This window comes from Prauserella flavalba (assembly GCF_003202235.1).
GTDB lineage: Bacteria > Actinomycetota > Actinomycetes > Mycobacteriales > Pseudonocardiaceae > Prauserella_A > Prauserella_A flavalba.
On the sequence record NZ_MASU01000014.1, the window covers coordinates 137,143 to 160,064 of the forward strand.

Annotated in this window: 28 protein-coding genes; 15 read left to right on the forward strand and 13 right to left on the reverse strand. The window is 71.3% G+C overall.

The window, feature by feature from the left end:
• Positions 1 to 25: 25 nt before the first annotated feature.
• Together BA062_RS31595 and BA062_RS31600 are read left to right on the forward strand one after the other, a co-directional pair.
• Positions 26 to 709, forward strand: a complete 684-nt coding sequence (locus BA062_RS31595; protein WP_168214148.1) for a TetR/AcrR family transcriptional regulator — start codon at positions 26 to 28, stop codon at positions 707 to 709.
• Positions 693 to 1,865, forward strand: coding sequence for a saccharopine dehydrogenase family protein (locus BA062_RS31600; RefSeq protein ID WP_110342783.1), 1,173 nt, complete (start codon positions 693 to 695; stop codon positions 1,863 to 1,865). Before BA062_RS31595 ends, BA062_RS31600 begins: the two co-directional genes overlap by 17 nt.
• On the opposite strand, the gene hemW is transcribed toward BA062_RS31600, so the two are convergent.
• Complete coding sequence (gene hemW / locus BA062_RS31605; protein ID WP_110342784.1) at positions 1,858 to 3,060, reverse strand: radical SAM family heme chaperone HemW; 1,203 nt, start codon at positions 3,058 to 3,060, stop codon at positions 1,858 to 1,860. The genes BA062_RS31600 and hemW overlap by 8 nt on opposite strands.
• Positions 3,061 to 3,401: 341 nt before the next feature.
• On the opposite strand from hemW, the gene BA062_RS31610 reads away from it, so the two are divergent.
• Genes BA062_RS31610 through BA062_RS31640 form a run of 7 tightly spaced genes read left to right on the forward strand, consistent with a single transcriptional unit; the run spans position 3,402 to position 9,706 of the window.
• On the forward strand, positions 3,402 to 5,084 hold the full coding sequence (locus BA062_RS31610; protein WP_110342785.1) for a nitrite/sulfite reductase: 1,683 nt from the start codon (positions 3,402 to 3,404) through the stop codon (positions 5,082 to 5,084).
• Positions 5,081 to 5,242 (forward strand): Insertion element protein, encoded by a 162-nt coding sequence (locus BA062_RS40730; RefSeq protein ID WP_110342786.1) that lies wholly within the window; start codon positions 5,081 to 5,083, stop codon positions 5,240 to 5,242. The genes BA062_RS31610 and BA062_RS40730 overlap by 4 nt, the downstream gene beginning before the upstream one ends.
• Positions 5,239 to 5,943: a phosphoadenylyl-sulfate reductase gene (locus BA062_RS31620; protein ID WP_110342787.1), complete on the forward strand. Its 705-nt coding sequence runs from the start codon at positions 5,239 to 5,241 to the stop codon at positions 5,941 to 5,943. The genes BA062_RS40730 and BA062_RS31620 overlap by 4 nt, the downstream gene beginning before the upstream one ends.
• Before the next feature lie 11 nt (positions 5,944 to 5,954).
• On the forward strand, positions 5,955 to 6,875 hold the full coding sequence (cysD, locus tag BA062_RS31625; RefSeq protein WP_110342788.1) for a sulfate adenylyltransferase subunit CysD: 921 nt from the start codon (positions 5,955 to 5,957) through the stop codon (positions 6,873 to 6,875).
• A gap of 2 nt (positions 6,876 to 6,877) precedes the next feature.
• Positions 6,878 to 8,164 carry a sulfate adenylyltransferase subunit 1 gene (locus BA062_RS31630; RefSeq protein ID WP_110342789.1) on the forward strand — a complete coding sequence of 429 codons (1,287 nt, stop codon included), beginning with the start codon at positions 6,878 to 6,880 and terminating at the stop codon, positions 8,162 to 8,164.
• Entirely contained in the window at positions 8,161 to 8,907 is a 747-nt protein-coding gene (locus BA062_RS31635) for a sirohydrochlorin chelatase (RefSeq protein WP_110342790.1), read from the forward strand. The genes BA062_RS31630 and BA062_RS31635 overlap by 4 nt, the downstream gene beginning before the upstream one ends.
• A gap of 25 nt (positions 8,908 to 8,932) precedes the next feature.
• The gene (locus tag BA062_RS31640) at positions 8,933 to 9,706 is read left to right on the forward strand and encodes an enoyl-CoA hydratase family protein (protein WP_110342791.1); all 774 of its coding nucleotides are present in this window, start codon (positions 8,933 to 8,935) and stop codon (positions 9,704 to 9,706) included.
• A 111-nt stretch (positions 9,707 to 9,817) separates the two neighbouring features.
• On the opposite strand, the gene BA062_RS31645 is transcribed toward BA062_RS31640, so the two are convergent.
• From BA062_RS31645 to BA062_RS31655, 3 genes are read right to left on the reverse strand one after another with little or no spacing between them, the layout of a single operon-like run.
• Positions 9,818 to 10,189: a barstar family protein gene (locus BA062_RS31645; RefSeq protein ID WP_110342792.1), complete on the reverse strand. Its 372-nt coding sequence runs from the start codon at positions 10,187 to 10,189 to the stop codon at positions 9,818 to 9,820.
• On the reverse strand, positions 10,186 to 10,608 hold the full coding sequence (locus tag BA062_RS31650; RefSeq protein WP_110342793.1) for a guanyl-specific ribonuclease: 423 nt from the start codon (positions 10,606 to 10,608) through the stop codon (positions 10,186 to 10,188). The genes BA062_RS31645 and BA062_RS31650 overlap by 4 nt, the downstream gene beginning before the upstream one ends.
• Positions 10,609 to 10,619: 11 nt before the next feature.
• Complete coding sequence (locus BA062_RS31655; RefSeq protein ID WP_110342794.1) at positions 10,620 to 10,826, reverse strand: hypothetical protein; 207 nt, start codon at positions 10,824 to 10,826, stop codon at positions 10,620 to 10,622.
• A 32-nt stretch (positions 10,827 to 10,858) separates the two neighbouring features.
• Between BA062_RS31655 and BA062_RS31660 the strand changes: the two genes are divergently transcribed.
• Positions 10,859 to 11,824, forward strand: coding sequence for a zinc-binding dehydrogenase (locus tag BA062_RS31660; RefSeq protein WP_110342795.1), 966 nt, complete (start codon positions 10,859 to 10,861; stop codon positions 11,822 to 11,824).
• A 109-nt stretch (positions 11,825 to 11,933) separates the two neighbouring features.
• On the forward strand, positions 11,934 to 12,917 hold the full coding sequence (locus BA062_RS31665; RefSeq protein ID WP_110342796.1) for an alpha/beta fold hydrolase: 984 nt from the start codon (positions 11,934 to 11,936) through the stop codon (positions 12,915 to 12,917).
• A gap of 4 nt (positions 12,918 to 12,921) precedes the next feature.
• Here BA062_RS31665 and BA062_RS31670 read toward each other — a convergent pair whose 3' ends face one another.
• Entirely contained in the window at positions 12,922 to 13,974 is a 1,053-nt protein-coding gene (locus tag BA062_RS31670; RefSeq protein ID WP_110342797.1) for an NAD(P)H-dependent flavin oxidoreductase, read from the reverse strand.
• Positions 13,975 to 14,218: 244 nt separating this feature from the next.
• On the opposite strand from BA062_RS31670, the gene BA062_RS31675 reads away from it, so the two are divergent.
• Both BA062_RS31675 and BA062_RS31680 read left to right on the forward strand, forming a co-directional pair.
• Positions 14,219 to 14,431, forward strand: coding sequence for a hypothetical protein (locus tag BA062_RS31675; protein WP_110342798.1), 213 nt, complete (start codon positions 14,219 to 14,221; stop codon positions 14,429 to 14,431).
• Between the two features lie 64 nt (positions 14,432 to 14,495).
• Positions 14,496 to 14,939 (forward strand): pyridoxamine 5'-phosphate oxidase family protein, encoded by a 444-nt coding sequence (locus BA062_RS31680; RefSeq protein ID WP_110342799.1) that lies wholly within the window; start codon positions 14,496 to 14,498, stop codon positions 14,937 to 14,939.
• A 3-nt stretch (positions 14,940 to 14,942) separates the two neighbouring features.
• Here BA062_RS31680 and BA062_RS31685 read toward each other — a convergent pair whose 3' ends face one another.
• Together BA062_RS31685 and lepA are read right to left on the reverse strand one after the other, a co-directional pair.
• Positions 14,943 to 15,296: a VOC family protein gene (locus BA062_RS31685; protein WP_110342800.1), complete on the reverse strand. Its 354-nt coding sequence runs from the start codon at positions 15,294 to 15,296 to the stop codon at positions 14,943 to 14,945.
• A gap of 49 nt (positions 15,297 to 15,345) precedes the next feature.
• Entirely contained in the window at positions 15,346 to 17,205 is a 1,860-nt protein-coding gene (lepA, locus tag BA062_RS31690) for a translation elongation factor 4 (protein ID WP_110342801.1), read from the reverse strand.
• A 113-nt stretch (positions 17,206 to 17,318) separates the two neighbouring features.
• On the opposite strand from lepA, the gene BA062_RS31695 reads away from it, so the two are divergent.
• Entirely contained in the window at positions 17,319 to 17,918 is a 600-nt protein-coding gene (locus BA062_RS31695; protein ID WP_110342802.1) for a class I SAM-dependent methyltransferase, read from the forward strand.
• A 3-nt stretch (positions 17,919 to 17,921) separates the two neighbouring features.
• Here the strand turns inward: BA062_RS31695 and BA062_RS31700 are convergent, their stop codons facing one another.
• The 6 genes from BA062_RS31700 to BA062_RS31725 are packed head-to-tail and all read right to left on the reverse strand — an operon-like array spanning position 17,922 to position 22,151.
• Positions 17,922 to 18,944: a WXG100 family type VII secretion target gene (locus tag BA062_RS31700; protein ID WP_110342803.1), complete on the reverse strand. Its 1,023-nt coding sequence runs from the start codon at positions 18,942 to 18,944 to the stop codon at positions 17,922 to 17,924.
• Positions 18,944 to 19,255, reverse strand: coding sequence for a hypothetical protein (locus BA062_RS31705; protein WP_110342804.1), 312 nt, complete (start codon positions 19,253 to 19,255; stop codon positions 18,944 to 18,946). The genes BA062_RS31700 and BA062_RS31705 overlap by 1 nt, the downstream gene beginning before the upstream one ends.
• A 3-nt stretch (positions 19,256 to 19,258) precedes the next feature.
• Positions 19,259 to 19,711, reverse strand: coding sequence for a YbaB/EbfC family nucleoid-associated protein (locus BA062_RS31710; RefSeq protein ID WP_245960099.1), 453 nt, complete (start codon positions 19,709 to 19,711; stop codon positions 19,259 to 19,261).
• A 26-nt stretch (positions 19,712 to 19,737) separates the two neighbouring features.
• A complete protein-coding gene (locus tag BA062_RS31715) occupies positions 19,738 to 20,916 on the reverse strand; it encodes a DUF6346 domain-containing protein (protein ID WP_146240109.1) in 1,179 nt (392 codons plus the stop codon).
• The gene (locus tag BA062_RS31720) at positions 20,900 to 21,280 is read right to left on the reverse strand and encodes a VOC family protein (protein WP_110342904.1); all 381 of its coding nucleotides are present in this window, start codon (positions 21,278 to 21,280) and stop codon (positions 20,900 to 20,902) included. The genes BA062_RS31715 and BA062_RS31720 overlap by 17 nt, the downstream gene beginning before the upstream one ends.
• Before the next feature lie 13 nt (positions 21,281 to 21,293).
• Positions 21,294 to 22,151, reverse strand: coding sequence for a DMT family transporter (locus BA062_RS31725; RefSeq protein ID WP_110342807.1), 858 nt, complete (start codon positions 22,149 to 22,151; stop codon positions 21,294 to 21,296).
• Between the two features lie 337 nt (positions 22,152 to 22,488).
• Here BA062_RS31725 and rpsT point away from each other — a divergent pair, with 337 nt between their 5' ends.
• Entirely contained in the window at positions 22,489 to 22,749 is a 261-nt protein-coding gene (gene rpsT / locus BA062_RS31730) for a 30S ribosomal protein S20 (RefSeq protein WP_110342808.1), read from the forward strand.
• Positions 22,750 to 22,922: the final 173 nt, after the last annotated feature.

Consider the following 22,922-nt stretch of genomic DNA (forward strand, 5'->3'; position numbering starts at 1 on the left):
CCGTACTTCGGGTAACCTCTACGCCGTGACGAGCAGTGGCAGCGGTCACAGCGACGGCCGCACCGAGCGCTGGCGGGAGCACCGTGCCGCCCGGCGCGCCGAGTTCGTCGACGCGGCGTTCCGTGCGCTCGACCGGCACGGCCCCGGGGTCGGCATGGCCGACATCGCCCGCGAGGCCGGTGTCGCCAAGCCCCGGCTGTACCGGCACTTCGCCGACAAGGCCGAGCTGCACGAGGCGGTCTCGCGGCGGACGTTCGCACTGGTCCGCGACCGGCTCGCCCCGGCGCTCACCGAGCCCGCTCCCCTGCGCGCACGGGTGCGGATGAGCGTGCGTGCCTACGTCGGAGTCCTCGCCGAGCACCCCAACGTCTTTCGCTTCGTGTGCGCGGCGAGGGCCGGCGAGCAGGCCAGCGCGGAGCGCACGGCCGCCGCGGGACCGATCGCCGCGATGCTCGGCGAGTACCTGCGGGCCTTCGGGGTCGAGTCGCGGGGAGCCGCCCCGTGGGCACACGGCCTCGTCGGCGCCGTCGAGGCGGCCGGGACCTGGTGGCTCGACCACCCCGGCCTGCCGGAGGAGGAGCTCGTCGACTACCTCACCACGCTCGTCGGCGGCGCCATCGAGGCCGCGCTGCGGTCCGAGGGCGTCGAGCTCGGGCCCGACGAGCTCGTGGACCTGCACAGGAAGGAAACGCATGGCAGCCAAGCGTGAGCACGACATCGTCCTGTTCGGCGCGACCGGGTTCACCGGCGGCCTGACCGCCGAGTACCTGGCGCGGCACGCGCCGCCGGAGTGCCGGTGGGCGCTCGCGGGCCGCGACCGCGCGAAACTCGAGCGCACGCGGGCCAGACTCGCGGAGATCAACCCGGACTGCGCGGAGCTTCCGCTGCTGCACGCCGACGTGACCGACCCCGGCTCACTGCGTGCCGTCGCCGCCTCGGCCCGCGTCGTGATCACCACCGTCGGCCCGTACCTGCACTACGGCGAGCCGCTGGTCGCCGCGTGTGCGGAGAACGGCACCGACTACGTGGACCTCACCGGCGAGCCCGAGTTCGCCGACCGGACCTACCTCGCCCACCACGCGACCGCGCAGCGCACGGGCGCCCGCATCGTGCACGCGTGCGGGTTCGACTCGATCCCCTACGACCTCGGCGTCTACTACGCCGTGAGCAAGCTGCCCGAGGGCGTGCCGCTCACCGTCACCGGGCAGCTCAGGGCCAGCGCCCAGTTCTCCGGCGGCACGTACTCCTCGGCGCTGACGGCGTTCTCGCGGGCCAGGCAGATGGCACGCACGGCGAAGGAGCGGCGCAGGGCCGAGCCGTGGCCGAAGGACCGCGCGATCCACACCCCGCTCGGCGTGCCCGCCCGCGACCGCGAGACGGGCCGCTGGCTCGTGCCGATGCCCACCATCGACCCGCAGATCGTCGCCCGCTCGGCCGCGGCACTGCCCCGCTACGGCCCCGCGTTCACCTACCGGCACACGGCGGCCGTCAAGCGCCTGCCGACGATCGTGGCTGCCGGGCTCGGCCTCGGCGCGCTCGCCGTGCTCGCCCAGATCCCGCCCGCGCGCACCGCCCTTGGCCGCCTGCGCAAACCCGGCGAGGGGCCGAGCGAGCAGCGGAGGGCGAAGTCGTGGTTCAACGTCCGGTTCACCGGCGAGGGCGGCGGAAAGCGGGTCGTCACCGAGTTCGCGGGCGGCGACCCCGGCTACGACGAGACGGCGAAGATGCTGTCGGAGTCCGCGCTGTGCCTCGCGTTCGACGACCTGCCCGCGACGTCCGGCCAGGTCACCACCGCGGTCGCGATGGGAGACGCGCTGCTGGAGCGGCTGCGCAAGGCGGGGCTGACGATCCGCGAGATCAGCTGACGAGCCTGCGCACGACGGCGTCGGCGAGCAGGCGGCCCCGGTCGGTCAGCACCGCCCTGCCCTCGGCGAGCCCGTCGCCGGTGAGCAGCCCCTCGGCCGCGGCGGCGCGTGCCTCGCGCACGCCGCCGGAGTCGAGCGCGGTCAGCGGCAGCCCCTCGGCAAGGCGCAGCTCCAGCATGACCCGCTCGAGGTGCCGGTCGGCGTCGGTGAGCACCTCGTGCCCCGCGACGGGCACCTCGCCGTCGGCCAGCACGGAGGCATAGCGTGCGGGGTGCTTGACGTTCCACCACCGCACACCGCCGACGTGGCTGTGCGCTCCCGGCCCCGCGCCCCACCAGTCGCCACCGAGCCAGTAGCCGAGATTGTGCCTGCACCTGGCCTGCTCGGACGCCGCCCAGTTCGACACCTCGTACCAGTGCAGGCCGGCCGAGGAGAGCGCGGCGTCGAGCTGCTCGTAGCGCGCCGCGAGCACGTCGTCGTCGGGCGCGGGCAGCTCGCCCTTGCGCACGCGCCGCGCGAGCGCCGTGCCGTCCTCGACGATCAGGGCGTAGGCGGACACGTGGTCGACACCCGTGGCGAGCACGGCGTCCAGCGAGTCCCGCAGGTCCTCCTGCCGCTCCCCCGGCGTGCCGTAGATGAGGTCGAGGTTGACGTGCTCGAAGCCGGCCGCCCTTGCCTCGCGCGCGGCGGCGACGGGGCGGCCCGGCGTGTGCACGCGGTCGAGAATCCGCAGCACGTGCGGCGCCGCCGACTGCATGCCCAGCGACACCCGCGTGTAGCCCGCGTCGCGGAGACCGGCGAAGAACTCCGGCGACGTGGACTCCGGATTCGACTCGGTGGTCACCTCGGCGCCCTCGGCGAGCCCGAACGACCGGCGCACGGCGTCGAGCACGGCCGCGAGCCCCTCGGCGCCGAGCAGCGAGGGCGTGCCGCCACCGACGAACACGGTGTCCGCGGCGGGCGGCGAGCCGAGCATCCCCGCGGCGAGATCGAGCTCGCGGCGCAGACCCTCCAGCCACGACGCAGGCGAGGCGGCCGTGCCGAGCTCACCGGCGGTGTAGGTGTTGAAGTCGCAGTAGCCGCACCGCGTCGCGCAGAACGGGACGTGGACGTACACCCCGAACGGCCGCGTGCCCAGCCCGCGCAGCGCGGAGGAGGGCAGGACAAAGGCATCAGGGGATACGGCGGTGCTCACCCCTCCAGTGTCCCACCGGCCGGGCGCGGCCCCCGATCCTAGCCGCCGAGCAGCGCATATGACCTTGCTCCCACCATGCGGGCGGCTATGGACCACATTCTGAGCAACATGGCACTCTGGGAGAATGACTTACGCAGGTGTCTCGCTCGTGGTCCGGCGCCACGTCGACTATCTGCGTGTCTCCAGCAGTCTCTGCCGGCTCTGACCGCCGCGTCATTTGCCCATTTTTCGGACAAACTGGCGCCGGTGTGCCGCGAACTGCTCCCACCATTGGCTCGTCCAGGGCGTTCCGGCACGCGTGGCGCCGTCCACCGCGAACACCGCCCTGGAGGACAGGACAGATGGCCCCGAACGCAGGCCGCCCCGCACGGACCAAGCAACGTCGCGGTGAGGGTCAGTGGGCCCTGGGCTACCGCGAGCCGCTCAACCCGAACGAGCGCTCCAAGAAGGACGACCACCCGCTCAACGTCCGCGCCCGCATCGAGAACATCTACGCCCGCGGCGGCTTCGACTCCATCGACCCGGGCGACCTGCGCGGCCGTTTCCGCTGGTACGGCCTCTACACGCAGCGCAAGCCGGGAATCGACGGCGGCCGCACCGCGACACTGGAGCCCGAGGAGCTCGACGACAGCTACTTCATGCTGCGGGTGCGGCTCGACGGCGGCGCGCTGACCACCGACCAGCTCGCGCTGCTCGGCGAGATCTCGCAGACCTACGCGCGCGACACGGCCGACATCACCGACCGGCAGAACATCCAGTACCACTGGATCCAGGTCGAGGACATGCCGACGATCTGGAAGAAGCTCGAGGACGCCGGCCTCACCACGATGGAGGCGTGCGGCGACAGCCCGCGCGTCATCCTCGGCTCGCCGGTCGCGGGCATCTCCAAGGACGAGGTCATCGACGGAACGCCCGCGATCGAGGAGATCAGGCGCCGCTATGTCGGTGACCCGCAGTTCGCCAACCTGCCGCGCAAGTTCAAGACCGCGATCTCCGGCCAGCAGGACGTGGCCCACGAGATCCACGACGTCGCGTTCGTCGGCGTCGAGCACCCCGAGCACGGCCCCGGCTTCGACGTCTGGGTCGGCGGCGGTCTGTCCACCAACCCGATGATCGCGCAGCGGCTCGGCGCATGGGTTCCGCTCGACGAGGTGCCGGAGGTCTGGGCCGGGGTCATCGGCATCTTCCGCGACTACGGCTACCGCAGGCTGCGCTCCCGCGCGCGCATCAAGTTCCTCGTCAAGGACTGGGGTGCCGAGAAGTTCCGCGAGGTGCTGGAGACCGAGTACCTCAAGCGCCCGCTGATCGACGGCCCCGCGCCGGAGGTGCCCGAGCGGCCCATCGACCACATCGGCGTCCACCAGCAGAAGGACGGCCTCTACTACGTCGGCGGCGCGCCGGTCGCGGGCCGCTCGTCGGGCTCGATGCTGATCGCGGCGGCGAAGGCCGCGGAGCGGGCCGGTTCCGGCCGCGTCCGCCTCACGCCGCAGCAGAAGCTCGTGGTGCTCGACGTCCCGGAGACCGAAGTGGACGGGCTGAAGGCCGAGCTCGCCGAGGCCGGCCTGCAAACCGAGCCGTCGCCGTGGCGGCGCAACGTCATGGCCTGCACGGGCATCGAGTTCTGCAAGCTCGCGATCGTCGAGACCAAGGCACGCGCCGAGGCGCTCGTCGCCGAGCTGGAGCAGCGCCTCGCCGGGATCCAGGACGGACTGGACAATCCGGTCACCGTGCACCTCAACGGCTGCCCCAACTCCTGCGCGCGCATCCAGGTCGCCGATATCGGCCTCAAGGGCCAGATCGTCACCGACGACGAGGGCAACCAGGTGGAGGGCTTCCAGGTGCACCTGGGCGGAGGCCTCGGCCTCGACGCGGGCTTCGGCCGTAAACTTCGCGGGCACAAGGTGACCAGTGCCGAGCTGACGGACTACGTGGAGCGGGTCGTGCGCAACTACCTCGCCGGGCGAGAGGACGGGGAAAGGTTCGCCCAGTGGGTAACCCGTGCCGAGGAAGCCGAGCTGAAGTGACGGATTCTACTCCCACCCGGGCCACCGCGTTCTACTGTCCGTACTGTGGCGACGAGGATCTCCGACCGGAAGAGAACGGTGCCTGGTTGTGTTCGTCCTGTCGGCGGGTGTTCTCGGTGACATTCATCGGCCTGCAGATACCGGAGGTGACTCGATGACCGCGGCGGCTTCGACCGAAGAGCTGAAGGCACTGGCGGAGGAGGCGTCCGAGCGACTGGCGAACGCGAGCGCCGAGGAGGCGCTGCGCTGGGCGGTCGAGCAGTTCGGCGACGATCTGATCGTCGCCTCGAACATGCAGGACGCGGTGCTGGTCGACCTGGCGACCAAGGTGAAGTCCGATGTGGATGTGCTGTTCCTGGAGACCGGCTACCACTTCGCGGAGACCATCGGCACGCGCGACGCCGTCGCGACCGTGTACCCGGACATCACCGTGGTCAACGCGCAGGCGGAGCAGTCCGTGGCGGAGCAGGACGCGGAGTACGGGCCGAAGCTGCACGACCGCGACCCGAACCAGTGCTGCCACCTGCGCAAGGTGATCCCGCTGCGCAAGACGCTCGCGAACTACTCGTGCTGGGTCACGGGTGTACGCAGAGTAGATGCCCCGACCAGGGCGAATACACCGATCGTGACATGGGACGATCGAAACGGCCTCGTGAAGGTCAACCCCATCGCGGCATGGACCGACGACGAGTTCAACAACTACATCGACGAGCACGGGATCCTGCAGAACCCGCTGGTCGCCGAGGGTTACCCGTCGATCGGCTGCGCCCCGTGCACCGCGAAGGTCGCGCCGGGTGCCGACCCGCGCAGCGGCCGCTGGGCCGGCAAGACCAAGACCGAGTGCGGGCTGCACGCCTGAGGAAGGATGTCATGACCACACTGGAGGCCGCGACCGACGCGGCGCGGGACAACCTCATCGCGCTGGAGTCGGAAGCCATCCACATCTTCCGTGAGGTCGCGGGCGAGTTCGACCGGCCCGTGATCCTCTTCTCCGGTGGCAAGGACTCCACGTTGCTGCTGCACTTGGCGATCAAGGCCTTCTGGCCCGCGCCGGTGCCGTTCCCGCTGCTGCACGTGGACACCGGGCACAACTTCGAGGAGGTCATCGACTTCCGCGACCGCGTGGTGGAGAAGTACGGGCTGCGGCTGGTGGTCGCGCACGTGCAGGACTGGATCGACGACGGGCGGCTCGTCGAGCGCCCCGACGGCACGCGCAACCCGCTGCAGACCCAGCCGCTGCTCGACACCATCACCGAGCACAAGTTCGACGCGGTCTTCGGCGGCGGCCGCAGGGACGAGGAGCGCGCCCGCGCCAAGGAGCGCATCTTCAGCCTGCGCAACGCGTTCGGCCAGTGGGAACCGCGCAGGCAGCGGCCCGAGCTGTGGAACCTCTACAACGGCAGGCACCGCCCCGGCGAGCACGTGCGCGTGTTCCCGCTGTCCAACTGGACGGAGGCGGACGTCTGGAACTACATCGCCCGCGAGGGCGTCGACCTGCCCTCGATCTACTACGCCCACAAGCGCAAGGTGTACCGGCGCGACGGCATGTGGCTCACCGAGGGACCGTGGGGTGGCCCCCGTGAGGGCGAGAAGGTCGAGGAGCTGACGGTGCGCTACCGCACCGTGGGCGACGGCTCGTGCACCGGTGCCGTGGAGTCCACCGCGTCCACCGTGGAGGACGTGATCGCCGAGGTGCAGGCCAGCAGGCTGACCGAGCGCGGCGCCACCAGGGCGGACGACCGGCTCTCCGAGGCCGCCATGGAGGACCGCAAGCGGGAGGGGTACTTCTAGTCATGAGCTCTTTGCTGAGGCTCGCCACGGCAGGCAGCGTCGACGACGGGAAGTCGACGCTGGTCGGCAGGCTGCTCTACGACACCAAGTCGGTACTGGCCGACCAGCTCGACGCCGTGCAGCGCGCCAGCGTCGACCGCGGCCTGTCCACTCCGGACCTTTCGCTGCTGGTGGACGGCCTGCGCTCCGAACGGGAACAGGGCATCACCATCGACGTGGCCTACCGCTACTTCGCCACGCCGAAGCGCAGCTTCGTGCTCGCTGACACGCCCGGCCACGTGCAGTACACCCGCAACACGGTCACCGGCGCGTCCACCGCGCAGCTCGCCGTGCTGCTCGTCGACGCCCGCAAGGGCGTGGTGGAGCAGACCAGGCGGCACGCCGCGGTGCTGGCGCTGCTGGGCGTTCCCCGGCTCGTGCTCGCGGTGAACAAGGTGGACCTCATCGGCTACGACGAGGCCGCGTTCACGGTCATCGCCAAGGAGTTCGCGGCGCATGCGGCGTCGCTGGGCTACTCCGAGGGCTCCGTGCTCGCGATCCCGGTGTCGGCGCTGGTGGGCGACAACGTGGCCACCCGCTCGGACAACACGCCGTGGTACACGGGCCCGACGCTGCTCGAGCACCTGGAGAACGTGCCGGTCGCGCCCGACCCGCACGAGGCGCCGTTCCGGTTCCCCGTGCAGTACGTCATCCGGCCGCGCACCCCGGAGTACCCGGACTACCGCGGCTACGCGGGCCAGATCGCCGCGGGCACCGTGCGGCCGGGCGACGAGGTGGTCGTGCTGCCGCGTGGCCTGCGCACCACCGTCGAGCGCGTCGACACCGCCGACGGCCAGCTGGAGGAGGCGGGCGCGGGCAGCTCGGTCACCGTGCTGCTCGCCGACGACCTGGACATCGCGCGCGGTGACCTGATCGCCTCGGCCGCCGACCGCCCCGAGGTGACCGACGAGTTCACCGCCGCGCTGTGCTGGCTGTCCACGAAGTCGCTGCAGGCCGGTGCGCGCGTGCTCGTGAAGCACGGCGCACGCACGGTGCAGGCGATGGTGGAGGAGCTCAACTCGCGCTTCGACGAGCAGGCCCTGTCCATTGTGGATGGACCGGATTCCCTGGAGCTCAACGAGATCGGCAGCGTCAAGCTGCGCCTCTCCGAGGAGATCCCGGTGGACGACTATGCGACGAGCGCCCGCACCGGCGCGTTCCTCGTGATCGACCCGAAGGACGGGGACACGCTGGCGGCCGGGCTCGTCGGCGAGCGCTTCAGCGCGCTGGGCGGTTCGGAGCAGGAGTGACCTCGGCGCCACTCGTCGTGGTCGCGCACGGTAGCCGCGACCCCAGGTCGGCGGCTACCGTGCGCGCGCTCGGCGACGTGGTGCGTGCGGCGGCCCCGGACGTGGACGTCCGGGTCGCGTTCCTCGACCTCTCCGAGCCTTCCGTCCCCGGCGTGCTCACGGACCTGCACTCCGAGGGTCACCGGCACGTCGTCGCGGTGCCCCTGCTGCTCGGCCGCGCCTACCACGCGCGCGTGGACCTGCCCGGCATCGTCGACGAGGTCGCCACGCGGTTGCCCCGCCTGCGCGTCTCGGTGGCCGACGTGCTGGGCGCCGACCCGCTGCTCGAAGCCGTCGCGCTCGACCGGCTGAGGGCCACGGGCGCCGACCTCGCCGACCACGGCCTCGGCGTCGTGCTCGCAGCGGTGGGCTCCTCCCACGCCCCGGCCAACGCCGTGGTCGCGCGGGTGGCCGAGCGCTGGCAGGCAAGGCACGGCTGCCTCGTCACGCCCGCCTTCGCGAGCGCCACCAAACCCGACGTGCCCGCCGCGATCGCCAAGCTGCGCGCCAAGGGCGCGGGCCACTTCGCCGTCGCGTCCTGGTTCCTCGCCCCCGGCCTGCTGCCGGACCGCATCCGGGACCTGACCGGGCAGGCGGCGCCGGGCTCCCCCATCGCCGCTCCGCTCGGCGCCGAGGCCCGCGTGGCCGACGTGGTGCTCGACCGCTACGTCGCGGCGTTGTCCGCCACGATCCGCTCCGCCTGACCTCGCGCTGTGCGAAGGTGTCGGCATGGCTGACGAACTCGTGCACTACGACGTGACCGGCGGCGTCGCGACGATCACACTGGACTCCCCCCACAACCGCAACGCGCTCTCCGCGCAGCTGCGCAAGGAACTGAGCGCAGGCCTCGAGCAGGCCATCGCCGACGACGGGGTGCGGGTGATCGTGCTCACGCACACCGGCCCGGTGTTCTGCGCCGGAATGGACCTCAAGGAGGCCAGGGGCGCCGGTTCGCAGGACCAGGGCGTCAATGAGTTCCCCGCCATCCTCGAGCGCATCTGGACCAGCCCGAAGCCCGTGGTGGCCCGGCTGGCCGGTCCCGCGCGGGCGGGCGGCGTGGGCATCGTGGCCGCCGCCGACATCGCCGTGGCGGTGGACAGCGCGACGTTCGCGTTCAGCGAGGTCCGCATCGGCGTGATCCCGGCGATCATCTCCGTGACCGTGCTGCCGAGGCTCACCCCGCGCGCGGCCCACGAGCTGTTCCTCACCGGTGACGTCTTCGACGCCGAGCGCGCGGCGTCGATCGGGCTCATCAACGCGGCCGTGCCCGCGGAGCTGCTGGATACCACCGTGGAGCGCTACGTCGGCTCGCTCGCGCTGGGCGGCCCTGCCGCGCTCGCCGCCACCAAGGACCTGCTGCAGGGCGAGAGCGGCAGGGAGATGCCGAAGACATTCGAGACGATGCTGGCCACCTCCGCGCGCTTCTTCGCGAGCGAGGAGGGCCAGGAGGGCATCACGGCTTTCGCGGAGAAGCGCAAGCCCAGCTGGGTGCCCCAGGACTAGCCCGCTGCAGTGAAGGCCACCTTCACTGCGTTGAACGCAGTGAAGGTGGCCTTCACTGCACTCGGGGCAGACGGGGCAGACGGGCCTTCACTGCACTCGGGTGGGGCGGGATCAGTCCGCCAGCACCACGGTGAGGGTGCGGCTGTCGGTGCGTTCGCCGCCCGGCGCGAGTGCGCGCTGGGCGTCGGACAGCACGCTGTGCACCGCGAGATACGCCCTCGGGTCAGCCTGCTTGAGCACGTCGGAGGCCACCCAGATCAGCACGTGCTCACCGGTGGGCAGCCAGCCGAGATCGGTCAGGCAGTCGTAGAGCGCGTCGAGGTTGCGGCCGAAGTAGTCGGGGAACGACAGCGCCGCGGCGATCGCGTCGAGCGTGCCGAGCTTGTCGGGGTGGTTCGTGCCGTCGAGCACGTGCGTGAACGCGCCACGGGCACGCGCCTGCTCCGTGGCCGTCTTCACGTCGGGCCTGGGCGGGACGGTCATCGCCGGGGGTCCACGACGAGGAACGACGCGTAGTGGTCGCCGGTGTAGTACAGCTCGTCGCCATCGCCGGTGACGAGCCTGCGTGCACCGCGGTCGTCGCTGCCCGGCGTCTCGACCGTGTATTCCCGGTAGTAACCGGAGGGCTTCTCAGGCAACACACTCTCCCTATTGCCAAATGTCGTGCCGTCTTTTCCGGGATACGGGAAGGGGCCGCCCTGCTCGATCAGCCGCCACGTCTCCTCCGCCTCGGGAGGCAGGCTGGACAGCGACACCACCTCGAGGCCCGAATCCGCGCCCGGCAGGCTACCCGCCCCGGTTGGCGGAGCGTCAACCGCCATGACGTCCCTGATCAGCCATCCGCCGAGAACCAGCACGATGAGCCCGACCAGCGCCACACTGATGCGCCTACGGGAGAGCACCCACGCCTCCCCTAGGACGTTCTGTCCGGGCGGCGGGTTGCGCCGCGAAATCTGCTGACGCGGTCGGCGACCACGTCGACGACACGGTGGATCAGCCATGCCAGCCCCACGCACAGCGGGATGAGCACGGCCATCACCAGCACGAACTGCACGGGGAACCACTGCTGCGCGAGCCACAGCTCGAGGCTGTCCCACCAGCGGGCCACTCCGTCGAACACAACGAAGAGCGTACGCCAGGTAGGTTGACGCCATGTTCGCCGTCTATGCCAAAGAAGCCAACCCCGACGATCCGCTCGCCTCGCTGGTGGTGGGTGAACGACCGGAGCCGGAGGTCCCCGACGGCTGGGTGAAGGTCTCCGTCAGGGCGGCCAGCCTGAACATGCACGACATCTGGACGCTGCGCGGTGTGGGGATCAAGCAGGAGCAGTTCCCCATGATCCTGGGCTGCGACGGAGCAGGCGTGCTCGACGATGGCACCGAGGTGGTGATCCACTCGGTGGTGAACGACGCCTCGTGGCGCGGGGACGACACACTCGACCCGAAGCGGACCCTGCTCACGGAGAAGCACCAGGGCACGTTCGCCGACTCGGTGGTGGTCCCGGCCCGCAACGTGCTCCCGAAGCCGGCGGGCCTCTCGTTCGCCGAGGCCGCGACGATGGGCACCGCCTGGCTGACCGCCTACCGGATGCTGTTCGTCAAGTCCGGGCTGCGGCCGGGGCAGACGTTCCTCGTGCAGGGCGCGTCCGGCGGCGTGTCGACCGCGCTGGTGCAGCTGGGCCGGGCGGCGGGGTTCCGGGTGTGGGTCACCGGCCGCAGCGAGGAGAAGCGGGCGCTGGCGGAGCAGCTCGGCGCCCACCAGACGTTCGAGTCCGGTGCGCGGCTGCCCGAGCGCGTCGACGCCGTGTTCGAGACCGTGGGCAAGGCCACGTGGGCACACTCGATGAAGTCGCTCAAGCCGGGCGGGACCATCGTGGTGTCGGGTTCCACGAGCGGCCCCGACCCGAGCGCCGACCTGCAGCGGCTGTTCTTCCTCCAGCTGAACGTGGTGGGCTCCACGATGGGCACCCGCGACGAGCTGGCCGACCTGCTCTCCTACACCGACCTGGCCGGAATCCGGCCCCAGATCGGGGCCGAGCTGCCGTTCAAGCAGGCCGAATCCGGCTTTTCGGACATGATGAAAGGCGCCACCGCCGGGAAAATCGTGTTCGTGCGTTAGTTTCCAAGACGTCTCTGACCTGCGTAGACATCAGGTTGACATTGCGCCGATACGGCTTCGTGTCCGGGAAAAGGGGCTTGAGAATCCCGGCTCTGGTTAACCTGAAAGCATGATCGCGGCGCAGCGAGAAGCTCTGCCCGGCCCGGTTGTCCGGGCCGGGTATCGCCGCTTCGCGGGCTATCGCACGCGGGTGCTGGAGGTCGGGCCGCGCGTGGTCGAGGTGGGCAAGCGCACCAGGAGGCGCCGCCAGGGCACCCGGCCGGACCAGCCCCGCATCGTCCTGCTGCACGGCTACTGCGACAGCGCCGACACCTGGCGCCCCGTGCTCGAACAGCTCGCCGACGCCGGTATCGCGGTGCTCGCCGTCGACCTGCCCGGTTTCGGCGAGGCGGCTCCGCTGCGCCCTGGCGCGATGCTCCCCCAGCTCGACGCCTTCACGGCCGCCGTGATCCGGGAACAGGCCGCGCTCGGCAGCGTGGTGCTCGTCGGCAACTCGCTCGGCGGCACGATGAGTCTGCGCGCCGCGCAGAACCCCAAGCTGCCGGTCGCCGGGATCGTCTCGATCGCCGCGCCCGGCTTCGTCGATTCGTGGCTGATCCGGACCGTCGCCAAGTACCCGCTCGCGCTGCGCCTCTGTGCGTCGCTACCGCTGCCGGTACCCGGCTTCGTCGTCCGCTCGATCGCCCAGCAGGTGGTTCCGCGCCTGCTCTACGCCGACATCAAGATGGCAGACGCCGTGCACGTCCGCCGGTTCCTCGACCTGTTCCCCGACTACAGCTCCACCACCAGCAGGCTCGCCGAGGCCAGGCAGCTCGTCGCCGAGCTCGAGTCCGCCTACCAGCTCGACCGCGTCACCGCACCGCTGCTGATCATCGCCTGCGGCAAGGACCGGCTGGTGAGCGCGGCGTCCGGGCGGCAGCTGCACGCGCTCGTGCCGCACAGCAGACTGCTGGAGCGCGAGGACTGGGGCCACTGCCCCCAGCTGGACGACCCCCAGGCGATCGCCGAGGTGCTGACCTACTTCGCACAGGGCAACCGCAGCCGGCCCGAGGCCGCCCCGCTGCCATCCGCCGCCGCGGGCGCCGCGGGCTGAGGCGTCAGCCGAACCTGCGCACGCTCCGCTCCAGCGCGGTACGGGCCTGCGTCCGCAACGTCTCGATGATCTCGGCGGCGGGCGCCTGACCCGCGAGCGCGTAGGTCTGCCCCGCCCACAGCGACATCGCCTCGGGGTCGCCGGCCGCGCTCGCCGCGGCCCTGATCGGCTTGCTGAGGTTGTGCAGCTGTGGGTAGGCCGACGGGGCGTCGCCGGAGTGCTCGCGCAGGAACCGGTTGACCAGACCACGCGCGGGCCGTCCGCTGAAGGCACGGGTGAAGGCGGTCGGCCGGCCCGCGTCGGCGAGCGCGCGCCGCTGCGTCGCGTTGGTGCCCGCCTCGTCGGCCCGCAGGAACGCGGTGCCGAGCTGGGCGGCCACCGCACCCGCGGTGACGACGGCGGCCACGTCCGCGCCGTGGACGAGACCACCGGCGGCGATCAGCGGCAGGTCCGTCTCGGCCGCGACGAGCCGCAGCGCGGCGAGCAGCCCGTACAGCTCGCCGCCCTCGGCCCGGCCGGCGTCGTCGGTGAACAGGCCGCGGTGCCCACCGGCCTCGAACCCCTGCACGCACAGCGCGTCGGCGCCCGCCTCGGCGGCCTGCCGTGCCTCCTCGGGCGAGGTGACGGTGATGACGACGGTGCTACCCGCCTCGTGCAGGCGCTCGATGTCGGGCTCCAGCGGCACGCCGAAGGTGAAGGACACCACCGGGACCCGCCGCTCCACGAGCAGGTCGAGCTTGGCGCCGTAGCCGTCGTCGTCCCACTGCGCGGCACCGGCCGCGACGTCGTAGCGCCGTGCCTCCTCGCGCAGGCGCTCCGTGTAGGGCCGCAGATCCACGGTGGCCCGGATGCCGGGGACGAAGAGGTTCACACCGAACGTGTCGCCGCAGAGCTCCCTGGCCTTGCCGATCTGGTCCGCGAGCGCCGCCGCGCCGAGGTAGCCGCCCGCCAGGAAACCGAAGGCTCCGGCCCGCGCCGCCGCGGCCACGAGCTCCGGCGTGGACGGACCACCGGCCATCGGGGCCACGACCACCGGGACACGCAAGCTGTCGAACATGCGCCAAGCGTACGAAGCCCGCACAGCGGGCGATGACGCGCCCGGTCACCAACCTCGTTACGGGAAGGTGAGAAACACATTCACGAACGTGACCATCAGGTAACGAAGTCCCACCCGGCCGAGCTACCTGCCGTTTCATGATCGAAAACCGTCCGTTAATGGCCTTGTTACGCCGTTTGGCCCAGTGCAGGCTGCCCCCACGACGCGAGCGACGTTCGCGTTCAACGAGAGGAAGAGGACAGCAATGACCGAGAACCAGGTGACCACCCGGAGCACGGCGAAGCGCTGGACCATGCGCGGCATCGCGGTGAGCGCGCTCATGGTGCCGATGCTGGCCGTTGTCGGGGGCCAGGCGTCCGCGGCCGAGCTGACCCCGATCGCCGAGTACCTGGACGAGACCATCGCCGCCACGTCGGCCTCGCTGGTTCAGGCGCTCGCCGCCCTGCTCGGCGTCTGACGGCGACCGCGACGGGCCGCGCGGGACCATCCCCGCGCGGCCCCGTCGTCGCTACGGTGGGGACATGCCAGCCGATCTCGCTCTGGTCCGCGAGCTCGCCGCCGCCGAGCATGGCCTCGCGACGCTCGCCACCACCCGGCCCGACGGCACGGTGCACGCCTCCGTGGTCAACGCGGGCGTGCTCGACGACCCGGTGTCCGGCAGGCCCTCGGTCGCGGCCGTGCTGGTCGGCGGAGCCCGCAAACGCGAGCTCCTGCGCCGCAGCGGGCACGCGACGTTCGTCTTCCGGCGCGGCTGGCGGTGGGTGTCGGTGCAGGGCCCGGCGCGCCTGATCGGCCCCGACGACGAGTGCGAGGGCTTCCCCGCCGAGCGGCTGCCCCAGCTGCTGCGCGACATCTTCACCGCGGCGGGCGGCACCCACGACGACTGGGCCGAGTACGACCGCGTGATGGCGGCCGAGCGCCGCACCGCCCTGTTCGTCGAGGCGGCGCGGATCACCGGCCGCTAGGGCTCACCGCAGGTGGGCGAGCACGTTGACCACCGTGCCGCCAGGGTCCTCCACGAAGAACCGGTGCACACCCCACGGCTCGTCGGTGAGCGGATAGACCACCCGGAGGCCGCGGCGCACAACCTCGTCGTGGGCCGCGTCGACAGCCGACGGCTCGCCGAGATCCACCCCGAAGCGGGGCCGGGGACTCTCCCCTCCGGGCGGGAGAACGAGGACCTGCGCCGCCGGGCCGGCAGGCGACCGCAGCCCCAGCACCGGATCCTCCATCGCGACCTCGAGCCCGAGGACCTCGACGTAGAAGCTCCGGGACGCGCCGAGATCGCCACCGTCGGCGTAAGAGACGATTCTGCTGATCATCCTCACATCGTCCAGCGCGGCTTCCCGGCCGTCTTGGAAGAATGGGAAGCTACTTCTTCCCCTTGCCCTTGTCGCCGCTGTCCTCAGTGGACAATGCCGCGACGAAGGCCTCCTGCGGCACCTCCACGCGGCCGACGGTCTTCATGCGCTTCTTGCCTTCCTTCTGCTTCTCCAGCAGCTTGCGCTTACGGGAGATGTCACCGCCGTAGCACTTGGCGAGCACGTCCTTGCGGATCGCGCGGATGGTCTCGCGCGCGATGATGCGCGAGCCGATCGCGGCCTGGATCGGCACCTCGAACTGCTGGCGCGGGATCAGCTCGCGCAGCCGCGTCGCCATCCGGTTGCCGTAGCTGTAGGCGGCGTCCTTGTGCACGATCGCCGAGAACGCGTCCACCGCCTCGCCCTGCAGCAGGATGTCCACCTTGACCAGGTCGGCGGCCTGCTCCCCCGCCTCCTCGTAGTCGAGTGAGGCGTAGCCGCGGGTGCGCGACTTCAGCGAGTCGAAGAAGTCGAAGATGATCTCGGCGAGCGGGAGCTGGTAGCGCAGCTCCACGCGGTCCTCGGACAGGTAGTCCATGCCGAGCAGCTGGCCGCGCTTGCTCTGGCACAGCTCCATGATCGCGCCGATGAACTCCGATGGCGCGATCACGGTGACCTTGCTGACCGGCTCGTGCACCTCGGCGATCTTGCCGCCGGTGGGCCAGTCGGACGGGTTGGTGACCACAAGCTCCGTGCCGTCCTCCATGAACACCTGGTAGACGACGTTGGGCGCGGTGGAGATCAGCTCGAGGCCGAACTCCCGCTCGAGGCGGTCACGCGTGATCTCCAGGTGCAGCAGGCCGAGGAACCCGCAGCGGAAGCCGAAGCCGAGCGCGACCGACGTCTCCGGCTCGTAGCTCAGCGCCGCGTCGTTGAGGCGCAGCTTGTCGAGCGCCTCGCGCAGGTCCGGGTAGTCGGAACCGTCGACGGGGTACAGGCCCGAGTAGACCATCGGCTGCGGCTCGCGGTACCCGGCGAGCGGCTCCGTGGCGCCGTGGCGCTCCGCGGTCACCGTGTCGCCGACCTTCGACTGGCGGACGTCCTTCACACCCGTGATGAGGTAGCCGACCTCACCGACGCCGAGCCCCTTCGCGGCCTTCGGTTCCGGCGAGATGATGCCGACCTCGAGCAGCTCGTGCGTGGCCCCGGTCGACATCATCTTGATCCGCTCACGCGGGGTGATCTTGCCGTCGACGACGCGGATGTAGGTGACCACGCCACGGTAGGTGTCGTAGACGGAGTCGAAGATCAGCGCCCGCGCCGGGGCGTCGGAGTCGCCCACCGGCGGCGGCACCTGCCGAACGACCTCGTCGATCAGCTCCTTGACGCCCTCGCCCGTCTTCGCCGACACCCGGAGCACGTCGGAGGGCTCGCATCCGATGATGTTCGCCAGCTCGGCCGCGTACTTGTCCGGGTCGGCGGCGGGCAGGTCGATCTTGTTGAGGACCGGGATGATGTGCAGGTCCTTGTCGAGGGCGAGGTAGAGGTTCGCCAGCGTCTGCGCCTCGATGCCCTGCGCGGCGTCGACCAGCAGGATCGCGCCCTCGCACGCCTCCAGCGCCCGGGAGACCTCGTAGGTGAAGTCCACGTGGCCCGGGGTGTCGATGAGGTGCAGCACGTGGTCCTGGCCGTCGAGCCGCCACGGCAGGCGCACGTTCTGCGCCTTGATCGTGATGCCGCGCTCCCGCTCGATGTCCATCCGGTCCAGGTACTGGGCGCGCATGGCCCGCTCCTCGACCACGCCGGTGAGCTGCAGCATCCGGTCGGCCAGGGTGGACTTGCCGTGGTCGATGTGGGCGATGATGCAGAAGTTCCGGATGTGCTCCGGGGGCGTGAACGTGGTGTCGGCGGACGGGCGTGTCTGTGTCACTCGTTACCTCAGGTCGCTCGCGGGTGGCACCCTCCATGTTCCCATGCCGCCACACCGACATTTCCGGGTCATCCCCGATGCGAGCCTCGTTCACTCCGTGCTGACCTCGAAGGATGAGTTCTGTACTTGACGAAGCGCTCGACCGGGCCTTCGGTCACCCCCGCGGACTGCTCGGCCGGATCGGCGCGGCGCTGATGGCGCACGGCAACGCGGCGACCGAGCGGCACGTCGTCGACGTGGCGAAACCCGCTGCCGACGAGACCGTGCTGGTACTCGGCCCCGGTCCCGGCGTCGGGCTCGCCGAGGCCGCCGCCCGCGCCCGCCTGGCCGTCGGCGTCGACCCCTCCGAGGAGATGCTCCAGCTCTGCCGCGAGCGGTGCGCCGCCGCCGTACGCGAGGGCACCGTGGAGCTGCGCGCGGGAACCGCCGCGGCGACCGGGCAGCAAGGGGAGTCGGTGGACGTCGTGCTCAGCGTCAACAACGTGCAGCTGTGGGACGACCGGGAGGCCGCGTTCGCCGAGCTGTTCCGCGTGCTGCGGCCGGGAGGGCGGCTCGTGCTCTCCGCGCACGAGAAATGGCTGCCGGTGCCCCGGCACGACCTCGCCGGCGAGCTGGAGGCGGCCGGGTTCGGCGACCTGCAGACGTGGGTGTGGGACCCGCCCGGCCTCGCCGCCACGCGCGCGGCCCAGCTGCGGGCGTGGCGGCGGGCGTAGGGCCTACTTCTGCTGCTCCTTGGCGAGTTCTTCCTTGCCCTTGTCGTAGTTCTCGTCGGCGTTCGCGATCTCCTTCGACGCCTCGTACGCGGCGACCCGGCCGAGGTTGGCCGCCGACATCGAGTCGGAGAAGCCGTCCTTGGTGAGCTTGGCCATCGCGCCGTCGACGTTGCCGACGAACCTGCCCAGATTGCCGGGCAGCGCGTTCTGCAGCGCTCCGGTCCAGCCGTCGGCCGTGCCCTGCACCTGACGGAACGCCTGTCCGTTGCGGCCGGCGGTCCGGCCGAGCGTCTTGGCGGTGTCCCCGAGTTTGCGCGACGCCTTGGCCAGCGCCTGCACGGCGCCGCGGAGCTTGCTGAACTTGTTCAGCACCGTCGCGAGCTTCATGAGCAGCTTCGAGATCTTGCCCGCGATCTTGCCCGCCGTGGCGGCTCCCCTGGCGACGGCCCAGCCGGTGAACGCGGCGATCGACCCGCCGAGCGTGCACCAGCTGCTCGCCAGCGCCGCGGCGGCGGCGATGACGATCTCGGAGACCACCTGGGCGATCAGGTCGCGGATGATGCCCCGCACCGTCGCCACGAGCACGCCCGAGCCCCGCACCGCGTTCGACACCGCGGTGGAGGCGTTCTCGAGCGAGTGGATCTGCTGCACGATCTGGTCGGCCGTGCCCCGGTACTTCTCGGCAGCATCGCCCTTCCAGCTCTGGATCTCCGACGAGAGCGCCTTCTCGTAGTCGCCCGCCACCTGGGCGACGTCGGCCTTGATCTGCTCGCCCCACTGCGCAGCGACCTTGTTGATCGCCGCCGGGTCGCCGCACAGGTCGTCCAGCGGCTCCTTGAGGAAGTCGAGGTGCTCGATGAGCCAGCCGATGCCCGCGCTCAGCAGACCGCCGAGCGGGTTGGCCACGAGCCCGATCACGTCCAGCCCGAGCGCGACGCCGTCCATCGCCCAGTCGCCGGGGTTGTTGAGGTCCTGCGCGGCCGTGTTGACGGTGTCGATGATCCCCGCGCCCGCCGTGTCCACCATCAGCTACCCCCGAACTTGCCGAGCAGCTCCTGGATCTCCTGCTCGATCAACTGGTACTGCTCGCCCGCCGCCTTCACGCCCTCGCCGAAGTCGCTCAGGCCGGTGCCCATCTCCTTGATGGCGTCGGACGTCTGCTGGATCTCCGCCCTGGCGCCGAGGCTGAAGACCTGGCCGATGATCCCGTAGGTCTCCATGCCGAGGTCCACGTCGGCGCCCGTGGTGCCGATCTGCGTCAGCCGGTCGCCGAGCCGGTCGACCGTCGCCGAGTGCGTCGCCAGGTCCTCCGGCGTCGATTCGAACCCGTTACCCATCACTCACCTCAGCACCGGGCCGCCGAACGGCTCGTCCTCGTCGTCGTCCCGCCCGCGCCGGCGGCGCGGGGCACTGTCCTGGTCTTCGTCGGGTTCGGCCAGCGCCGCGCCGACCTGGTCGCGCAGGAACTCCATCGCGTCGGACTCCCCCACCAGCGGCAAGAGGGCGTCCTGCGTCTGCGTGGCGGCTTCGGCGTGTGCGGCCTGGATGGTCTGCGTGATCGTGGCCGCGAGACGCTGGTGACCGAGCTCGAGCGCGCGAGGCGTCAGATCGAGCGTCTCCAGCCGTCCGCCGGGCGCGAGCACCACGGAGACCGAGCCGTCGGGACTCGCCGCTCTGCCACGCACGTTTCTGATCTGCTCCTGCGTCCGCTCCGCGCGACGCTGGATGTCTCCGACCCTGCGGGTGTAGTCGGCGAGCCACTCCTCGGCCCGCCCCATGCCTGGTGCTGCCACGTGCCGTATCCCCTTTCGGTTGGGGCCTACGACGGGAGCACGCCGCCTTCGGTTCCCTTACTCGCCGAGGTCGTTGCGGACGGCTCGGCGAGCAGGGCTCGCAACCGCTGATGACGGGTCTCGACCGTGCCGAGCCACAACGCCGCGAGCAAGGCGAGCAGCACCGTGTCCCGCAGGCACGCCAGCACCACCGCCAGTGGCGCGTCCGCCGGAATCTCGGCGGCGGCGCGGGCACCGGCCCACGCGGCCAGTGCGAGCAGGGCGAGGCCGACCGCCGCGGCGACCACCCGATTCCGGCGATGGACCGCCGCGATGGCCGCCAGCCTGCGGTTCACCTTCTTCTCGGCCGAGCCCTTGCCCGGCAACCCACGCGCCAGGTAGGCGGCACCGTAGCGGCGCACGCGCGCGGCGTCGGCCTGGGCCACGCGGGTCAATCCGAACAGCAGCACGGCGAGGATGCCGCCGAACAGCACGGCGCCGAACGTGGGCACGTCGACCAGCAGCGCCCGCTGGATCTGCGGCCACGGCGAGACGAACCCGGGCGCCCGCTCGGCGTCGAGCCGGGGAACGCTGGACAGCGCCACGGCGACCGCGGCGACGACGCACCACAGCGACAGCAGCCGCAACCGCAGGACCAGCCGGGAGGCCGGAGCAGCGGCGAGGTCGGCGCTGGTGACGGGCCATTGTTCGGCCTTGCGTCCCCGCGCGGGCCGGGGCCGCTCGTCGGCGTCGGTCTCCGGGCGGAACAGCCGGTAGGTCTGGTACAGCGCCCCGACCCCGAGCACCACGACGAGCAGTCCGAACGCGATCGTCACCAGGATGCCCGTGTCAGCGAACCGGGCGCTGCCGTTGCGGCCCAGCTCGGTGGTGGAACGGTAGCCCTCGCCGAGATCCAGGTACACCGGCACCGGAGTGCCCGCGTCGGCGGGGCTGAGCTGGCCGGCCGGGAACTCGCGCTTCTCGACGGTGCCGTCGGACCAGCGCACCTCGGCGCTGCAGGTATAGGTCGTGCCGAAGCCGTACGTGCTCACCGGTCCGTGCTCGGTGCAGTCGGCGACCTCGGCCGTCCCGAGCAGGTCCGCCTCCGGCCCGCCTCCGTCGGTGATCCTCGCCAACGTGGCCCAGACCAGCAGCCCCAGCACGAGGGCGCCCCACCACACCAGTACGCGGGCGATGCGCCCGCCCGCGCTATTGGGAGCGGACATCGACACGCAGGGGGTGGTCCGCGGGGATCTCCACGAGCACGATCCTCGTGCCGTCCGGGTCGGAGATCCACGCCTCGTCGAGTCCCCACGGCTCCCGCTGCGGGCCCTTCTCCGGCTCGACGCCCTTCGCGCGCAGCTCGGCCACCGTCGCGGCGAGGTCCCTGACCTGCAGCCACAGCGCCATGTCCGGGGTGGGACCGCTGCGGCCCTCGCCCACGACCTCGAGGAAACCGCCACCGAGGAAGAACACGGTGCCGCCGGGGAACTCGCGGTAGACCGCGAGGCCGAGGGTGTCGCGGTAGAAGGCCTTCGTCGCATCGGGATCCCGGGGATGCACCAGCACCCTGCTGCTCAGCACGTCCATGCGCACCACGGTCTCATGCGAACGCGATCGCCGTGATCCCGAACAACACGATCACCGAACCGGTCAGCCGCCGCCCGGGGTGGCGCTCACCCAGCAGCAGCCAGCCGGCGAGACTGCCGAACACGATGCTCAGCTCCCTGGCGGGCGCGACGAGGCTCACCGGTGCGAGCCGCATGGCGAAGAGCACGAGCAGATACGCCACCGGCGACAGCAGCCGCACCAGCAGCACCTCACGCCGGTGCTCCCGCCACAACGTCCTCGTCCGGTCGCCGCGCAGCGCGTACGGCGCGAGGACCACGCTCTGCAGCAGCGCGCCGGTTCCGAAGTAGACCACCGGGGGCACGGCGAGGGTGGTGACGGCGTAGGCATCCCACAGCGTGTAGGCCGCGATGGCGGCACCCGTCAGCAGGCCGTAGCCGACGCCAGCCAGCCGTCGCCGCCGGTCGGCCGAGGTGCCGCGGCCGCTGATCACGAACACGCCGGCGACGACGAGGAAGGCACCCACGAGCCCGGGCCAGCCCGGCCGTTCGCCGAGCAGCAGCACGGCGACGAGCACCGACAACAGGGGCCCGCTGCCCCTGGCCACCGGGTACACCACGGACAGGTCGCCGACGGCGTACCCGCGTTGCAGCACGACGCCGTAGAGCACGTGGCAGACCGCCGTCACCGCGGCGGCCACTAGCCAGCTCCACTCCGGACGGCGCTCGCCGAACAGCACCACCGCCACCACCACGGGCAACAGGGCGACGGCGGAGACCGTGTAGTAGAGGTAGACGAACCGCGCACCGCCGGGGACCCGCTTGGCGACGAGGTTCCAGGCGGCGTGCGCCACCGAGGCGGTGAGGACGAGAGCGAGAGCCGAGCCGTTCACCGAGTACCCTTCCGCCCCGCCGCGGGCGCGGAAGGGCCAGGTACTCCAGGCTTTTGTCCCTTCATATGAACGGCGGTGACCCACACCGCCGCCGGTGCCGCTCGGACCGGACCCGTCCTCCCCTGGTTGTGTACGTGCCGCGCGAGCGGGGAGGCGGCGGAACCCTAGGCACTGCGAGCCCAGGGTAGCCGACCTGGCCGAGGGCCCACGGTGACCCGTTGTTATGCTGTTCAGCCGTTGCCGTGTGGCATTCCGCCAGGGAGGAAGCCCGGTGAGTCACCGGGGCCACGAGAACGCGGCGACGACAATCCCGCCGAACGATGTGAGGAGCGCCCGCGTGGCCAACATCAAGTCCCAGATCAAGCGCATCAAGACCAACGAGAAGGCGCGCCAGCGCAACCAGTCGGTCAAGTCGGCGGTGAAGACCGCGATCCGCAAGTTCCGCGAGGCCGCTGACGCCGGTGACAAGGACAAGGCCATCGAGCTGCAGCGCGAGGCCGCGCGCAAGCTGGACAAGGCTGCCAGCAAGGGCGTGATCCACAAGAACCAGGCCGCGAACAAGAAGTCCGCGATGGCCCAGCGCGCCAACAAGCTCTGAGCCTGCCGACGAGCTCTCGCGAAGCCCCCGGTGACCAACGGTCGCCGGGGGCTTCCGCGTTGTGCCCCCCAGGTCGTGGCTGACAATCCCGCGGAAGACCCGAGTACGTCCGCCTGCGAAGGCCTTCCGCGGCCTTGCGAGGCACCACGCTGATCCCCGCTCGCACGGCAGAG

Coding starts and splice junctions, on each gene's coding strand:
- BA062_RS31610 (WP_110342785.1), top strand. CDS start 3,402: ATGGCCCCGAACGCAGGCCGCCCCGCACGGACCAAGCAACGTCGCGGT.
- BA062_RS31720 (WP_110342904.1), bottom strand. CDS start 21,280: ATGGACGTGCTGAGCAGCAGGGTGCTGGTGCATCCCCGGGATCCCGAT.
- BA062_RS31670 (WP_110342797.1), bottom strand. CDS start 13,974: ATGTTCGACAGCTTGCGTGTCCCGGTGGTCGTGGCCCCGATGGCCGGT.
- BA062_RS31705 (WP_110342804.1), bottom strand. CDS start 19,255: ATGGGTAACGGGTTCGAATCGACGCCGGAGGACCTGGCGACGCACTCG.
- BA062_RS31680 (WP_110342799.1), top strand. CDS start 14,496: ATGCCAGCCGATCTCGCTCTGGTCCGCGAGCTCGCCGCCGCCGAGCAT.
- BA062_RS31660 (WP_110342795.1), top strand. CDS start 10,859: ATGTTCGCCGTCTATGCCAAAGAAGCCAACCCCGACGATCCGCTCGCC.
- BA062_RS31715 (WP_146240109.1), bottom strand. CDS start 20,916: ATGTCCGCTCCCAATAGCGCGGGCGGGCGCATCGCCCGCGTACTGGTG.
- BA062_RS31645 (WP_110342792.1), bottom strand. CDS start 10,189: ATGACCGTCCCGCCCAGGCCCGACGTGAAGACGGCCACGGAGCAGGCG.
- BA062_RS31685 (WP_110342800.1), bottom strand. CDS start 15,296: ATGATCAGCAGAATCGTCTCTTACGCCGACGGTGGCGATCTCGGCGCG.
- BA062_RS31675 (WP_110342798.1), top strand. CDS start 14,219: ATGACCGAGAACCAGGTGACCACCCGGAGCACGGCGAAGCGCTGGACC.
- BA062_RS31600 (WP_110342783.1), top strand. CDS start 693: ATGGCAGCCAAGCGTGAGCACGACATCGTCCTGTTCGGCGCGACCGGG.
- BA062_RS31700 (WP_110342803.1), bottom strand. CDS start 18,944: ATGGTGGACACGGCGGGCGCGGGGATCATCGACACCGTCAACACGGCC.
- BA062_RS31640 (WP_110342791.1), top strand. CDS start 8,933: ATGGCTGACGAACTCGTGCACTACGACGTGACCGGCGGCGTCGCGACG.
- BA062_RS31630 (WP_110342789.1), top strand. CDS start 6,878: ATGAGCTCTTTGCTGAGGCTCGCCACGGCAGGCAGCGTCGACGACGGG.
- BA062_RS31620 (WP_110342787.1), top strand. CDS start 5,239: ATGACCGCGGCGGCTTCGACCGAAGAGCTGAAGGCACTGGCGGAGGAG.
- BA062_RS31695 (WP_110342802.1), top strand. CDS start 17,319: ATGAGTTCTGTACTTGACGAAGCGCTCGACCGGGCCTTCGGTCACCCC.
- cysD (WP_110342788.1), top strand. CDS start 5,955: ATGACCACACTGGAGGCCGCGACCGACGCGGCGCGGGACAACCTCATC.
- BA062_RS31665 (WP_110342796.1), top strand. CDS start 11,934: ATGATCGCGGCGCAGCGAGAAGCTCTGCCCGGCCCGGTTGTCCGGGCC.